Source organism: Pseudomonas sp. 02C 26, assembly GCF_002843585.1.
Classification (GTDB): Bacteria; Pseudomonadota; Gammaproteobacteria; order Pseudomonadales; family Pseudomonadaceae; genus Aquipseudomonas; species Aquipseudomonas shirazensis.
The window spans coordinates 2970515-2985231 of the sequence record NZ_CP025262.1; the positions used below are offsets into that span (position 1 = coordinate 2970515).

Here is a 14717-nt window from a genome sequence, read left to right on the forward strand (position 1 = left end):
TGTCAATAGCCCCTGAAATGCTCATCCATCAGCGCTTCATACAGCGCTGATAACGCTCATCCACTCGACCAGCGAACCACGCCGTGGTCAGCTTGCGGGTGATCTTCGGGCTCTTCAGCTCGATCCCTGGCAACACCGCGCGCGGCAGCGACTTGCCGGCTTTGGCATCTGCCAGAGCAAATACCTCGCGATACAACTCGCTCTCCTCGAACGCAAGACTGTCGCCCTCCTCCAGCTGGCTGCGTATTTGCGTGTTGCGCAAGCCCAGCTTCACCCCCAGCTTGCGTGCTGCCTGCTCGGTAGCGCCGGGCATGATCGAGCCCGGTGCAATCAGGTCACCATCGAGCGCCAGGCTGACGCCACTGGCGCGACTCAGCGCCGCCTGAAACGCCGCGTTACGGCTGGCGTACCAACCGGCATTGAAGTCGCCAAAACGGTACAGCTGGCGCGGGTAATGCGCCGGATACCCCAACAGGTGGGCGATGCCGAAGTACATGCCGCCGCGTCGGCTGAACACCTCCTGGCGAATGGTACCCTGATAGCTGTAGGGGTAATTGCTGGCATGACGCTGGGCAAAGTCGATACTGACTTGCATCGGCCCACCGGTGTGCACCGGGTTAAGCCCGCCGAGCAGCGTCTTGCCCAACGGCAAACGTTCGATGACCTCGTCGTACAGCGCGCTGAGCTGCTTCTCGCTGCGCACCGCCGCCAGCCGCTGCTGATACGACTTGCCGTTGCCGGAGGGCGTCAGCAACGCAGCGTCCACCAGCAGCTTGGGGATATGCAGCCGGCCGGCCCGGCGTTCGATCTCGGCGCGGGCGATGCGGCCCAGGTTGGGCACCTGCGGGTCGGAGGTAAAGGTTGACTCCTGCTCGGTCACGGCCAATACCGCGCACAGGTTGCTCTTGCTCGGATCAAGTTGCTGAGCTGTAAACGCCGTCTGGATGTCTTCGGCCCAGCCCTGACGGTCGTTGAGTTGGGCGGGCAGCAGCCGCAGCAGTTGCGCGCGAACCTTGGCCGGGTCTGCTTCGGGAGCACTCTCGCGCTGACCGGCACACCCTTGCAGCAGGGCCAGAATCACCACGCCGGCCCCGGCCAGACGGCGGTTCAGGGTTGTTCTCCGACCATGTAGGCTTTGCTGATATGGCGGAACTGCGGATGGGCAGCGCTGCCCATTAGCTCGAACACGACCATCTCGCGGGTGACGATCTGCGCACCGGCGGCACGCATGCGCGCCAGCGCTGCTGCTTTATTCGCCACGGTACGGCTGTCGCAGGCATCCTCGACGACAAAGACCTGCTTGCCCAAACCGAGCAGGCCAAGCACGGTTTGCAGTACGCACACGTGGGTCTCCATGCCGCACACGATCACCTGCTCGCGCTCGAGCAAGCTGGCCGGCAGACACTGCGCGGCCACGCAGGAAAAGTGCTGCTTGCTGACCACCTGCGCGGCCGGAGCCGAAGCCGTGAGCTCGGTCAGGGTTGACCCGAGGCCTTGCGGGTATTGTTCGGAGATTACCGTTGGCAGCTGCAGCTCGGCAGTTGCCGCGAGCAACCAGCGCGCTCGCGCCCGGGTACCGGCCGGGTCGCTCATGGCGCCAATCAGTTTTTCCTGGATATCGACGACCAGCAGCGTGGCCTTGAGCGGATCAATCAACATTGCCCATCCCTTGCAGAGGAAAACTCAAGCCTCTCGCAAGCAAGGGAGGACGTCAATCAGGCAGTCAGGCGCAGCGGCTCGAGGACCTCGGTCAGCACGCTCAGCACGCGGTCTTCGTGCTCATGAATGAAGAAGTGCCCACCCGGGAAGTGCTGCAGAGAAAACTCCCCAAGCGTTTCTCGGCTCCAGGCCTGCAACTGATCGGGGCTGGCGCGATCCGTCTCGCCACCGAGCACCCGCAACGGACAGCGCAGTAATGGCCGCTGACGATAGGCATAGCGGCCACACAGGAGAAAGTCAGCGCGCAGGATCGGCAAGGTCAGGCTCATCAGCTCCTGATTGTTCAACACCTCCTCAGGCGTACCTTGCAGACTGCGCAGCTCGGCGATCAACTCGACGTCGCTGCGTGGCTCGCGCCAGCGGTTGCCGTCGTAGTCCTCGCGCCGAGTGGGCGCGGCGGTACCGCAGGCAAACAACGCCAACGGCGGCGGGCAACCCAGCGCCTGCAGCTCGTGGGCCAACTCAAACGCCAGCAGTGCGCCAAGGCTATGCCCAAGCAGCGCGTAAGGCCCGTTGGCTGCCAACCGTTGCTCAGCGGCCAGTTGCCTGGCCAGGCCCAGCAGGTCGGTGTGCAACGCCTCGCCCATGCGCGCACCGCGACCTGGCAACTCCACCGGACGCACCTGCAGCCAGGCAGGCAGCTTGCGCCGCCAGCGGCTATAGACCATTGCACTAGCGCCTGAGTAGGGAAGGCACAACAGGTTGACTACGCTCACCGGCAGACGCTCACTGCGCCGCCGCTGCTGCCATCTTCTGGCGCAGGCTCAGCGGTCGCATGTCGGTCCAGACCTCATCGATGTAGGCCAGGCATTCCTGCTTCAGGCCGCTTTTGCCCGCTGCGCGCCAGCCCGCCGGGATCGCTTTGTATTCAGGCCAGATCGAGTACTGCTCCTCATGGTTGAGCACCACCTGAAAAACGATATCGTCACGGTCGAAAACGGAAGTCATTGCCTGTCTCCTTGGAAGTTGCCCGCCCCAGCACGGACGGCGCGGGGCGATGGTTGCGGCCGTCTCAACGGCACTGACTTCAAGAGAACGTAAAAGCCCCGGGCAAAATTAGTCACCCGTGGTCTTTGCAAGCGCCGCCAATGCTGTCATACATCCAGTTACATCTGCCCAGCGCTCAAGGAGAACAACAATGCTCGGTGTGACCGACTACGGCGCCTTCGTCATCGCCTTTCTGATCCTGCTGGCCATCCCCGGTCCTGGCAACTTCGCGCTGATCACCGCTACCGGCAAGGCGGGCATCAAAGGTGGCCTGGCTGCCACGTGCGGGGTGATTCTCGGCGATCAGGTATTGATGTGGCTGGCGGTGGCTGGGGTTGCCACGCTGCTGGCGGCCTACCCTGCGGCGTTCCATGTGGTGCAGTGGGCCGGCGCGGCCTATCTCGCCTATCTGGGACTGCGCATGCTGCTCAGCAAGGCCGGCGGCGCACCGCGCGTCAGCCGCATGGACAGCGGCCATTACCTGCGCCAGACGATGATGATCACCCTGCTCAACCCCAAGGCGATCGTGTTCTACATGGCGTTCTTTCCGCTGTTCATCGACCCGGTTCGGCACCAGGGCATGGTCACTTTCGCCTTCATGGCGGTAACCATCGCCGCGCTGACATTGCTTTACGGGCTGGTGGCCGTACTGCTGACCCATCACCTGGCCGAACGCATGCGCGCCAGCCCCAAACTGTCGAATGTGCTCGAGCGCCTGGCGGGTGCTTGCCTGATTGGCTTCGGGATCAAACTGGCGGCGATGCGCTGACTCAGGCGTCGCGCAACAGGTCGTGCGCATCGAGCAGGCGGAAAGCAACTTCCGGGTTGCGCTCCAACCCCCGGCGGATGGCTGCGGGGATGGCCTGACGGGTCTTGCGGCACAGACCGGGCTGCTCGGCCAGTTCGATGAGGATACCGCGCATGGTGCGCACTTCGTTGAAACTGGGAGCAATGTGCACGCGGATGCCAAGCTGATCATGCATCAGCTGCTGCAAACGGTGCAGATCTTCAAGGCCCTTGAGGTTTTCCAGGCGTTCGAGCAGACGTTTTTCTTCGTGGCGGGTCAGGCGCAGGATACGCTGCGCTGCAGGCGATGCGGCTTGCAAGTCATCGCGCCCGCAGTCGCAGGCACCGGGCGGGCAAGGTTGACGTATCGGCTGGCTGGCTGTCATGTGCCTAGCATAGCCGTTGTCACCGAGCCGCAACCACCGCCGTTGCTGATCCGAGAACGGGCAAATCGATACCCGTGCTCAGATCAGCCAGCAACCTGTCATTGCAACAGATCCTGGATCTTGTCACGCAGCGTATCCAGGTCGAACGGCTTGGCCAGGATCGGCGCCTTGCGCGCAATCGGGCTGCCGGATTCGAGGATCTCGGCTGGATAGCCGCTGATGAAAATCACCTTCAGATCAGGCCGCAGCTTGACCGCTGGCTCGGCGATCTGTACCCCGGAGATCCCACCCGGCAACCGGTAATCGGTGACGATCAGGTCCAGATGAGGCTTGCGCGCGAGAATCTCGAACGCCTGCTGGCCGTCTTCGGCAACCAGCACGTGGTAACCCTCACCTGAAAGATAGTCGCGCAAGATCATCCGAATGGCCGGTTCATCCTCGACTACCAGTACAACATCTTGTGCATCTTCGCTCATGACAACGCCTTGGAATTCAGCAAGTTGGCCATCTGACCCCGGGCTTAAGCAGAGGTTGCCTGCGCCTGGTCGGTTTGTTGTGACAGCGCCGTCAGTGGCAGCAGCACGCTGAATGTCGCGCCTTGGCCTACCTCGCTGTCGATCTGGATCTGCCCACCATGGGCCCTGACAATCTGCTCGGAGATATACAGACCCAAGCCCAGGCCTCCGATGGCCTGCTCTGCTGCAACACGCTCGAACTGCTGGAAGATCCGCTGCTGGTTGGCGGCGCTGACGCCGATACCGTGGTCCTGCACCTGCACCCAAGCCATCCCGGCCTGCTCGAACACCCGTACCTGCACCGGTTGCCGTTGACCGTAACGCAATGCATTGGACAACAGGTTGGCTACCACTTGTTCAATCCGAAACTCATCCCACTCACCTTCAACTGTATCGCAGCATTGCAGCTCAATGTGGGTGTTGGAGGCCAGCGCCTGCGCTTCGAAGTTCTCCACCAGGCCGCTGACCAGCTGCGCCAGGTCGAACTGGCGCGGCCGCAGCGACAATTTACCGGTGCGGATGCGCGATACGTCGAGCATGTCCTCAATCAGCCTGATCAGGCTGTTGATCTGCCGCTCGTCGCGCTCGACCATGGCCTGTAGCTTGTCTTCGCTGAATGCAGCCAGGTTGCCTCGCGACAGGTGCATCTTGCGCAGCTGGGTTTCCAGAATCAGCCCGTTCAGCGGCGTGCGCACTTCATGGGACACGATCGACATGAAGTCGTCGCGCATGCGCACCGCGCGCTCCAGCTCGCCCCGCGCCACCTGTAACTGACCGAGCAACACTTCCTGCTCCTGACGGCTGCGCTCCAGGTCCTGCAGCTGGCGGTCGAGCACCTTGCGCTGGCGGTACAGATCGACAAACACCGACACCTTGCTCTTCACCGCCATGGTGTCGAGGGGTTTGTGCAAAAAGTCGACTGCGCCACTTTCGTAGCCTTTGAACGCGTAGTTCATCTCGCGCCCGGCGGCGCTGACGAAGACGATCGGGATGTGCTTGGTTTTTTCCGTGCCGCGCATCAACTCCGCCAGCTCGAAACCGTTCATGCCGGGCATCTGCACGTCCAGAATGGCCAAGGCAAATTCGTGTTCAAGCAACAGTCCCAACGCGTCTTCGGCAGACTGCGCCTGGTGCACTTCGCGGTCTTCGCCATGGATCAGCGCGGCGAGGGCCAGCAGGTTCTCTGGCAGATCGTCGACGATCAGCAGTTTGGCGGTAATCTGGCTTAACATGCGCTGGTTTCCAGGCTGCCGAGCAATTGCCCGATGCCGCTCAGAGTAAGGATGTAGTCAGGGCTGTGCAGGGCCAAGGCGGCCTCCGGCATCAGCGCGACTTGTGCGTCCTGCGGGTCCTGGACCACTGTCCGGCCTCCGCATTGTTTGATGTAGGCGAGGCCGCGCGCGCCGTCTTCATTGGCACCGGTCAGGAGCACACCAAGCAGCCGCTGGCGATAGGCATCGGCTGCCGAGGTAAACAGAAAATCAATCGCCGGGCGAGAGAAATGCACCGGCTCTTCCTGGCTCAGCGACAGGCTTAAATCCTGCTCGACCGACAAATGATAGGCCGGCCCGGCCACGTAGATAAGCCCAGGCTCGATCAACGCCTTGTCACGCGCCTCCCGCACGGGTCGCTGCACCTTGCGCTGCAACACTTCGGCAAGCTGGCTGTGGCGGTCATCCGGCAGGTGCAGCACGCACAGCACCGGCACGGCGAAGCCCTGCGGCAGGCTGCCGAGTACGGTGAACAGGGCTGCGACGCCACCTGCCGAAGCGCCGATCACTACCGCATCGACGCCCGTCATGATTTACGGAAGATCCGTTCAGGTTTGACCAAGGGCTCGAACTGCTCGCTGTAAGCAGAAAAATCCACCGACTCCTTGCTGCCCAGCACCAGAAAGCCGCGGTGGCACAGCGACTCGTGGAACAGGCCAAAGGCGCGGTCCTGCAAACTCTTGTTGAAGTAGATCAGCACGTTGCGGCACGACACCAACTGGGTTTCCGAGAACACACTGTCGGTGGCCAGGCTGTGGTCGGCAAAGGTCACGTTGTCGCGCAGGCTGCTGTCCATGATCGCGTTGCCGTAGGCGCTGGTGTAGTACTCGCTGAAGTCCCGGCGGCCACCGGCCTTGCGGTAGTTTTCTTCATAGCCCTGCATGTTCTGCATCGAATAGATGCCCTGCTTGGCTTTCTCCAGCGAATTCGGGTTGATATCGGTGGCGTAGATGATGGTGCGCTCGAGCAGGCCTTCCTCGCGCAGGAGGATGGCCATCGAGTACACCTCTTCACCGGTGCTGCAACCAGCGATCCAGATCTTCAGCGACGGCCAGGTGCGCAACAACGGCACGACTTCTTCGCGCAGTGCAAGAAAATGCCCAGGGTCGCGAAACATCTCGCTGACCGGGATCGTCAGGTACTGCAGCAACTGCATGAACATGCCCGGGTCATGCAGCACCCGCTCCTGCAGCGCCGACACCGTACGGCAGTCGAACTGACGCAGCGCGTGCAGGATGCGGCGCTTGATCGACGCCCCGGAGTAATCGCGGAAGTCGTAGCTGTACTTGAGATAGATCGCCTCGATCAGCAATCGGATCTCGATGTCGGTGTTGCGCTCGCTAGTCAAATTCGCTCCAGTTGCGGCAGCCAGACGCGGATCAGTGAGAACAGCCGGTCCAGATCAATCGGTTTGGCCAGATAATCATTGGCCCCAGCCTGCAGACAGCGCTGCTGGTCGTCTTTCATCGCCTTGGCGGTCACGGCAATGATCGGCAGCTTGCGCCAGCGCGCTTGCTGGCGAATCAAGCGAGTAGCCTCGTAGCCGTCCATTTCCGGCATCATCACGTCCATCAGCACCAGGTCGATGTCGTCGTGAAGCTCCAGCTGCTCCAGCGCTTCGCGTCCGTTGCGGCCGATCTCGACGATGGCGCCCTTGTGTTCCAGGGCGCTGGTCAGGGCGAAGATGTTGCGCACGTCGTCGTCGACCAGAAGGATCTTGCGTCCCTCGAACACTTTGTCACGGCTGCGCGCCGTCTTCAGCATGCGCTGACGCTCGTTGGACAACTGCGCCTCGACCTTGTGCAGGAACAACGTCACTTCATCGAGCAGACGCTCCGGCGAGCGCGCGCCCTTGATGATGATCGAGCGCGAGTACTTGAGCAGCTCGGTTTCTTCTTCGCGGGTGAGGTTGCGCCCGGTATAGACGATGACCGGCGGGAACGCGCGAATATCTTCAGCCGTCATTCGCTTGAGCAGCTCGTTGCCGAGCATGTCGGGCAGCTTGAGGTCGATGATCATACAGTCATAGATGTTCTCGCGCAGCAGCTCGAGTGCATCCTGAGCCAACGCCACCGCCGTGATTTCGATGTCGTCGTCCCCGATCAGGCGGGCAATGCTCTCGCGCTGCAGGTCGTCATCTTCAACCAGCAGGATGCGTTTGAGCTTCTGGGTCAGCTTGGCTTCGAGCAGGCCGAACACCTCTTTGAGCTCTTCGCGACTGGTCGGCTTGACCGCGTAACCGACCGCGCCCATGTGCATGGCCGCTTCGACACGGTCTTCGACCGAGATGATATGCACAGGAATATGGCGCGTGCTGGCCTGCTCCTTGAGCCTCTGCAGCACGGTCAGGCCGGAATGGTCAGGCAGGCGCATATCGAGCAGGACCGCATCCGGCAGGTACTGCGCCGCCAGCCGGAAGCCCTCGTCGGCGCTCTGCGCGGCCAGGCAGTTGTAACCCAGCTCATGGGCCAGGTCGAAGAGAATACGGGCGAAGTTCGGCTCGTCCTCGATCACCAGAATGCAGCGTTTGCTGAACGGCGCCAGCTCGCGGTCATCGGCAAACGCGTGGCGCGGCAGCGGTACTGCTGCTGGCACCTGCGGCGCAGCCGGCAACTGATCGACAGCTGGGCGCAGGGTCTGCACCTCGACCGGCTCATCCGACTCATAGCGCTCGGGCATGATCAGGCTGAACACGCTGCCTTGACCGGGGCTGCTGTCGAGGCTGATCTGGCCACCGAGCAGATGGGCCAGGTCGCGCGAAATCGACAGGCCCAGCCCGGTGCCACCGTAACGGCGATTGCTGGTGCCGTCGACCTGATGGAAGGCGCCGAAAATCGCCTGCTGTTGATCCGGCGCAATGCCGATACCACTGTCGCGCACGGCAAACACCAGGCCGACGCCGGCCTGCTTGCTGATGGTCATGCTGACCTGACCACGCTCGGTGAACTTGATCGCATTCGAAAGCAGATTCTTGAGGATCTGCTCCAGGCGCTGGCGGTCGGTGAACAGCGTCGCCGGCAGCGGGTGTTCGAGCACGACCTGGAAGTCCAGGCCTTTGTCTTTGGCCAGCGGCACGAACATGCTGCGCAGGCCTTCGACCAGGCGCTCGACCTGGGTCGTCTCGGGGCGCACTTCAAGCTTGCCCGCCTCGACCTTGGCGATGTCGAGAATGTCATTGATCAGGTTGAGCAGATCGTTGCCAGCCGAATAGATCGAATCGGCGAACTTGACCTGTTCGGCGGTGAGGTTACCCTCGTCGTTTTCGGCGAGCAGCTTGGCCAGGATCAGCGAGCTGTTCAGCGGCGTGCGCAGCTCGTGGGACATGTTGGCGAGGAATTCTGATTTGTACTTGCTCGAGCGCTGCAAGTCTTCGGCGCGGGCCTGCAGCTCTTGCTGGGCTTCATTGAGCTCGCTGTTCTTGCGATCGAGTGCCTCGGTGCGCTCGGACAAGCTCTCGTTGGTCTGCTCAAGCTCGGCCTGCTGCGTCTCAAGGTGCGCTTGCGATTCCTTCAGCACGCGGGACTGTTCTTCCAGCTCCTCGTTGGCAGTCTTGAGCTCTTCCTGTTGCACCTGCAGTTCTTCGTTGAGCTGCTGGGTTTCGGCCAGTACCTCTTGCAGACGCTGACGGTAGCGGGCGCTCTCGATCGACATGCCGAGGTTTTCGGCAACGCGCTCGACGATCTCCTGATCACGCTCGCTCAGCGGGCGCAGGAAGCCAAGTTCGACGACGCCATTGATCTGGCCATTGTCGCGAGTCGGCATCAACAGTGCGCTGCGCGGCAAGCCGCTGCCCAGACCCGAGCTCAGGCGGAAGTAATCTTCCGGCAGCTGATCGAGGCGCACCACGCGCGACTGGCGCACCGCTTCCGACACCAAGCCCTCGTCGACGCCCAGCGCCTGCGTACGCAGTTGCTCCTCGGCGCTCAGGCCGTAACTGGCGACACGGACCAGGCTGCCGTGCTCGTTACGCACATACAACGCGCCAACCACACTGCCCAGGTACGTCGCAAAAAACTGCAGGATGTTGTCGCCCAGCATCGGCAGGGTCAACTGCCCCAGCACTTGCTCGGCCAGCTGGGTCTGGCCATTACGCAGCCAGGCATTGTGTTCAAGGCGTTCATTGGCGCGCTGCTGCGCCTGCATGTTACCTACGTAGCTGTCCGACAACGCCAGCAAATCGCGGCGTCCCAGATACGCCAGCAGGCCGCTGAGCGCGACGATAAACAGTACGAAGGTGGTAATCGCCGTGACGGTAACCGTGTTGACGGTCTGGTTACGGACCTGGCGCAGTTGCTGTTCGTTGCCGATGAAGTCGTCAAACTCTTTGCGTACCTCGTCGGTGATACGCTTGCCGCGGCCGTTGGCGATCGCCTGCTGGAATCCGCCCTGAGTCCGGCGCAGGGTGATCATCTCCTGGCCAAAATCGTTCCAGGCATGCTGCAGCGCGCTCAGCCGATCAATCCGGTCGACCTGCGCCGGGTTGTCTGCCACCAGCTCGCGCAAGCTGTCCAGGCTTGCGAATATACGCGGCTTGGCCACCTCGTAAGGGTCCAGGAACCGCTCGTCACCGGTGATCAGAAACCCGCGCATGCCGGTTTCCATGTCGATCGAAAGTTTCAGCGTTTCGTTGGCATTGCCAATCACGCGGTCGGTGTGTTCGACCCATTGCATGGCCGAGAGCAGGTAGCTGATTACCGCGACAAACGCCACGGCGCCAAGCAGGCCCACGCCAAGTGGCAAGCCGACGTTGCGGCTTAACAGCTTGCGAAAGCTCTGCTGGTCCATAGAAGCTGCTTGAATCATCTGATAACGCCCGAGCGAATTAACCGTTGAATACCGAGGGTGCCGGCACCTGCAAGATGCTGCTGCAGTGTCCCACTGGCGGGTCTGACAGCGAAGTCTAACCAGCTTTGCCATTTGTGGCAGGGGCATTTAGCCAGTATTTGAGAACGGAGTGCGCCAATCGTTCCATCTGATTGCAGTGAACGTTATATTGGGAACTTCTGGGCCTGATACGGGCACAGAGTAGAGACACTTATCTGGTACAGGACCGCGACATGCACCCCCTTCTAGTAGTCGAAGACGACGACATCGTACGTATGCTGATGGTCGAAGTGCTCGAGGATCTTGGCTATAAGGTGATCGAAGCAGCAGACGCCACCAGTGCCCTGGTTATCCTCAATGACTCTGCAACGCCGTTGGACCTGCTGATGACCGACGTCGGCTTGCCAGATATGAGCGGTCAGGATCTGGCGGGTAAAGCACGGGAAATTCGCCCGCTGCTACCCGTGCTGTTTGCCAGTGGTTATGCCGACAGCTTGAGCGTGCCGGAAGGCATGCACTCGATCGGCAAGCCGTTCAGTATCGACCAGTTGCGCGACAAGGTCGTGCAGATGATCGGGCCTGCAGACTCAGCGCAGGCCTGACTCACAGCTAAAAGACAGCTGTCACAACTTGGTTGCAGCGGGCCGGGCGCCGTCGATCTGGCTCACTGTAATCAAGCGCTCGCTGGCCGGCACCGGCCGTCCATACAAGAATCCCTGGAAGTGCGAGCAACCCTCGGCGCGCAGCAGTTCCATCTGCTCGGGCGTCTCGACCCCTTCTGCAGTGGTCTTGATCATCAGGCTGCTGGACAGTTCAGTGATGGCGCGGATGATCGACATCGCTTCGCGACTGTCACACATGTCATTGACGAACGACTTGTCGATCTTGATTCGATCGAACGGGAACGAGCGCAGATACCCCAGCGATGAATAGCCGGTGCCGAAATCGTCCAGCGAGATCGACGCACCGAGCCCCTTCAGCGCCCGCAGGGTATTGACGTTCTCCTCGCTGTTTCCCAACAGAACCGATTCGGTGATCTCCAGCTCCAGACGGTGAGCGGGTAAGCCCGAGTCCGCCAATGCCAAAGTCACGACGTGCAACAGGTTGCCGCTTTTGAACTGCACGGGCGAGAGGTTGACCGACACCACCTGATCGGTGCCCCAGGTGGCCGCCTCCTGGCAGGCAAGATTCAGCGCGCGGGCGCCTATCTCGTGAATCAGCCCGGTTTCTTCGGCGATCGGGATAAAGTCCATCGGCATGATCATGCCGCGAATGGGATGCTTCCAGCGCAGCAATGCTTCGTAACCCGTGACCGCATGGGTCTGCTGGTCGACCACCGGCTGGTAATGCAGTTGCAACTGGCCCAGGTGCAAGGCAGTGCGCAGGTCGGTTTCAACCAGACGGCGCTGACGGGCGGCATTGTCGAGTTCGAGATGGAAGCACTCATAACGATTGCGGCCGTTGCGCTTGGCCTCGTACAAAGCCATGTCGGCGTAGCCCAGCAGTTGCTCGGCGTGTTCATGGTCATTCGGCGCAATGGCGATGCCGATACTGACGCCAACGCTGAACTGATGGCCTTCGATGCGAAATACCGGGGCCATCGCCTCGATCAGGCGACGGGCGGTGACACAGGCGGCTTGCGGGCTGTCCATGCCGTTGAGGACGACAGCGAACTCATCCCCGCCAAGCCGCGCCAAGGTGTCCTGATCGCGCAGTTCACCGCGCAGACGAGTGCCCAGCGCACGCAGCAGCTTGTCGCCGAAGGCGTGGCCGAGGGAGTCGTTGATGTTCTTGAAGTTGTCCAGGTCCAGGCACAACGCGGCGGTGAGCTTGCCACTCTCCTCTGCGCGCAGCAGCGCCTGCTTCAGGCGTTCATGGAACAACGTGCGGTTAGGCAACCCGGTCAAGGCATCGTGGTGCGCCATATGATGGATCTGCGCATGCGCGGCCAGCTCTTCGGTCGCATCCTCAGCCACGAACAGCACATAGTCCGGCTGGCCGTCGCGGTTTTCGCTGAGCGATGCTCGGCTGCGCAAGGTTCGCGGGCCACAGGCGGTATTCACCCGAGTTTCCGAGGCGTAGCCCTTGCTACTGCGCGAACCACGCGTCAACTGCTGCTGGAGGTAATCGACCGCCTCTGGCTGCAGGCAGTCCTCTGGCAACTGGCCGATCATGCTCGCACCCTGGCCGCCAAACAGACGTTCGGCCTGCTGATTGGCCAACAGGATGCGATGGCTGTCGAGATCCTGGACGATCAGGCTGGCCGGGATGTTGGCGATCACCGAGTCGAGAAAACGCGACAGGTCGGCCATTTCCTGACTATGCTGCTCGGCTAGCTCCTTGGCCTTGAGCAACTCCTGCTCGTAGCGATGGCGCTCGGACACGTCGCGGGTGATCTTGGCAAAACCGAGCAGTTGCCCGTCAGCATCGAGCACCGCATCGATGACCACATGCGCACGGAACGCGCTGCCGTCCTTGCGCAGTCGCCACCCCTGCTCTTCAAACCGTCCGGTGCTGCGGGCCAGTTCCAGATTGCGCTGCGGGATCCCGGCAGCGCGATCCTCATGGTCATAGAACAGCGAGTAGTGCTGCCCGACTATTTCCTCGGCGCTGTAGCCCTTGGCGCGTTGCGCCCCCGGGTTCCAGTTGGCGACCACGCCTTCGGGCGTGAGCATGTAGATGGCGTAATCCACCACACTCTGAATCAACAGGCGATACATGACGTCGGGATTACTGACTAGCGACATGAGCTTCTCTGATCGGCAACACGCACAAGAAAAGGCGCGGCGGGAAGGCCGGGCCGGAGCAGACAATGGCATTATGCCGCGCAGGAGAGTTCTTTGTGAACTTGATCAGAGCCTAGCGGCCGCTTGTGCCCTGCCCTGCGATAGCAGCGACTGCGTCAACCTCTATCAGCATCCCATCAAGCGCCAGACGTGGCACCGGAATTAGCGTGCAGGTGGGCTTCATGTGCTCGCCCCAGGCCTGATCTGCCGCCTGCACCCATTGGCGCAGACGCTCTTCGCTGTGATCAACGATAAGCAAGGTGAGTTTGAATACATCGCCCAGACCGGCACCTTTGGAAGCCAGCGCCAACTGCAGGTTGAGCAACGCCTGGGCCGCCTGCTCAGCAAACAGTGCTGAAAGGTTACCCTGAGCGTTTTCGCCGCCCTGCCCGGCCACATACAGCAGGCAGCTGTCGGAGCGGACCTGAGCAACATGCGAATAAGCATTGGCGCTGGGGTCATAAAGGCTGTCGGGATTGGACAATTGGAAAACGGGGGACATGCGGTCGCTCCATCGAGTGAAAGAACGACCGAGTATCAAACCTCAGGTTAACCCGAGGTCAAGAGGATTATTTTTCTTCCAGCACATGACGGCCTTTGACCGCTCGCGGGCCGCGCCACATCCAGAACAACAGCCCAGGCACTGGCGCGTAGACGACAAAGACGATCCAGAGCATTTTTCGCTCCGCTCGCCGTTCACTGCCGATGATGTTCCAGATCGCCCAGATTTCCAGGGCGATGACCACAGCGGCGACGATGATCCAGATCGTTCCGATTTCCATAAGCGTCCTCCCGTGAGCATGTAATGCTTTGGTCCCGCAGAGGGCGCAAGGGTTCATTCCGATTCGGCCCGTCTCAGGGCTTCGTCACCTGATCCAGCGCACTTTGCAGCGCCTTGGCATCGCTGAACTGCTGTTGTGCTACCACGCGACTGTGGTCCAGTTGCAACCAGAGCACCTGGCCTTCCTGCCCAGGGTAACGGCTGGCGACTTCACCTTGACGATCAAGCATGACCCGGTAGCTGTAGTCACGCATGGCTGGAATGGCGAACAGCTTGCTGATTATAGACGGCATACGCTGGATATCCGCGACGAACACCGCATGCCGCGCCTCCAGATACCCCTTGGGCTGCTCAGCGATGGCCGCCTTGACCAGCTTGGCGCCGTCCATGTCGCGGGCCACAAGCAGAATGCGCGTGTCGCCATCCAGAGTGTAGCTCTGGTCGTGCTGATCCTGCAGGGTCCAGGGCGCGAGTTGATCGCCAACTGCAACGGCATTGGCCACGAGCGGCAGGCAGGTAAGTAACAGGGCGGCGGCGAATTTCATCTGGATTACTCGGATTGACGGCCTGCCAGCATAGAGCATGTCGCCAATAACGACCTCAACTACCACCCCAGCGCCGCCTCTGTTGTCTTTGCCCGGTGCCCGCAGCACACTCACCGC

Annotated in this window: 16 protein-coding genes; 2 read left to right on the forward strand and 14 right to left on the reverse strand. The window is 61.4% G+C overall.

Annotated elements, in window-relative coordinates; translation table 11 throughout:
• Positions 1 to 28: 28 nt before the first annotated feature.
• From CXQ80_RS13540 to CXQ80_RS13555, 4 genes are read right to left on the reverse strand one after another with little or no spacing between them, the layout of a single operon-like run.
• Positions 29 to 1084 (reverse strand): DUF1615 domain-containing protein, encoded by a 1056-nt coding sequence (locus CXQ80_RS13540; protein ID WP_305886557.1) that lies wholly within the window; start codon positions 1082 to 1084, stop codon positions 29 to 31.
• A 23-nt stretch (positions 1085 to 1107) separates the two neighbouring features.
• Positions 1108 to 1659: an isochorismatase family protein gene (locus CXQ80_RS13545; RefSeq protein WP_101320292.1), complete on the reverse strand. Its 552-nt coding sequence runs from the start codon at positions 1657 to 1659 to the stop codon at positions 1108 to 1110.
• A gap of 56 nt (positions 1660 to 1715) precedes the next feature.
• Positions 1716 to 2435, reverse strand: a complete 720-nt coding sequence (locus CXQ80_RS13550) for a thioesterase II family protein (RefSeq protein ID WP_101320294.1) — start codon at positions 2433 to 2435, stop codon at positions 1716 to 1718.
• A gap of 10 nt (positions 2436 to 2445) precedes the next feature.
• Positions 2446 to 2667, reverse strand: a complete 222-nt coding sequence (locus tag CXQ80_RS13555) for an MbtH family protein (protein WP_101320296.1) — start codon at positions 2665 to 2667, stop codon at positions 2446 to 2448.
• Positions 2668 to 2857: 190 nt separating this feature from the next.
• Here CXQ80_RS13555 and CXQ80_RS13560 point away from each other — a divergent pair, with 190 nt between their 5' ends.
• On the forward strand, positions 2858 to 3475 hold the full coding sequence (locus tag CXQ80_RS13560; protein WP_101320298.1) for a LysE family transporter: 618 nt from the start codon (positions 2858 to 2860) through the stop codon (positions 3473 to 3475).
• A 1-nt stretch (position 3476) separates the two neighbouring features.
• Here CXQ80_RS13560 and CXQ80_RS13565 read toward each other — a convergent pair whose 3' ends face one another.
• The 6 genes from CXQ80_RS13565 to CXQ80_RS13590 all read right to left on the reverse strand — a co-directional run bounded on the left by CXQ80_RS13565 (position 3477) and on the right by CXQ80_RS13590 (position 10467).
• Positions 3477 to 3878: a hypothetical protein gene (locus CXQ80_RS13565; RefSeq protein ID WP_101320300.1), complete on the reverse strand. Its 402-nt coding sequence runs from the start codon at positions 3876 to 3878 to the stop codon at positions 3477 to 3479.
• Between the two features lie 98 nt (positions 3879 to 3976).
• On the reverse strand, positions 3977 to 4354 hold the full coding sequence (locus tag CXQ80_RS13570) for a response regulator (RefSeq protein ID WP_101320302.1): 378 nt from the start codon (positions 4352 to 4354) through the stop codon (positions 3977 to 3979).
• Between the two features lie 44 nt (positions 4355 to 4398).
• Complete coding sequence (locus CXQ80_RS13575; protein ID WP_101320304.1) at positions 4399 to 5625, reverse strand: hybrid sensor histidine kinase/response regulator; 1227 nt, start codon at positions 5623 to 5625, stop codon at positions 4399 to 4401.
• Positions 5619 to 6194, reverse strand: coding sequence for a chemotaxis protein CheB (locus CXQ80_RS13580; RefSeq protein ID WP_101320307.1), 576 nt, complete (start codon positions 6192 to 6194; stop codon positions 5619 to 5621). The genes CXQ80_RS13575 and CXQ80_RS13580 overlap by 7 nt, the downstream gene beginning before the upstream one ends.
• Entirely contained in the window at positions 6191 to 7012 is an 822-nt protein-coding gene (locus CXQ80_RS13585) for a protein-glutamate O-methyltransferase CheR (protein ID WP_101320309.1), read from the reverse strand. The genes CXQ80_RS13580 and CXQ80_RS13585 overlap by 4 nt, the downstream gene beginning before the upstream one ends.
• On the reverse strand, positions 7009 to 10467 hold the full coding sequence (locus tag CXQ80_RS13590; protein ID WP_101320311.1) for a response regulator: 3459 nt from the start codon (positions 10465 to 10467) through the stop codon (positions 7009 to 7011). Before CXQ80_RS13590 ends, CXQ80_RS13585 begins: the two co-directional genes overlap by 4 nt.
• A 254-nt stretch (positions 10468 to 10721) precedes the next feature.
• Between CXQ80_RS13590 and CXQ80_RS13595 the strand changes: the two genes are divergently transcribed.
• Positions 10722 to 11090, forward strand: coding sequence for a response regulator (locus CXQ80_RS13595; RefSeq protein WP_101320314.1), 369 nt, complete (start codon positions 10722 to 10724; stop codon positions 11088 to 11090).
• Between the two features lie 21 nt (positions 11091 to 11111).
• Here CXQ80_RS13595 and CXQ80_RS13600 read toward each other — a convergent pair whose 3' ends face one another.
• From CXQ80_RS13600 to CXQ80_RS13615, 4 genes are all read right to left on the reverse strand, one after another.
• Positions 11112 to 13235: an EAL domain-containing protein gene (locus CXQ80_RS13600; protein WP_101320316.1), complete on the reverse strand. Its 2124-nt coding sequence runs from the start codon at positions 13233 to 13235 to the stop codon at positions 11112 to 11114.
• A 112-nt stretch (positions 13236 to 13347) separates the two neighbouring features.
• Positions 13348 to 13776: a RidA family protein gene (locus CXQ80_RS13605; RefSeq protein ID WP_101320319.1), complete on the reverse strand. Its 429-nt coding sequence runs from the start codon at positions 13774 to 13776 to the stop codon at positions 13348 to 13350.
• 67 nt (positions 13777 to 13843) lie between these two features.
• A complete protein-coding gene (locus tag CXQ80_RS13610) occupies positions 13844 to 14056 on the reverse strand; it encodes a PLDc N-terminal domain-containing protein (RefSeq protein WP_101320321.1) in 213 nt (70 codons plus the stop codon).
• A gap of 73 nt (positions 14057 to 14129) precedes the next feature.
• Positions 14130 to 14600: an FAD/FMN-containing dehydrogenase gene (locus CXQ80_RS13615; RefSeq protein WP_101320323.1), complete on the reverse strand. Its 471-nt coding sequence runs from the start codon at positions 14598 to 14600 to the stop codon at positions 14130 to 14132.
• Positions 14601 to 14717 lie beyond the last annotated feature (117 nt).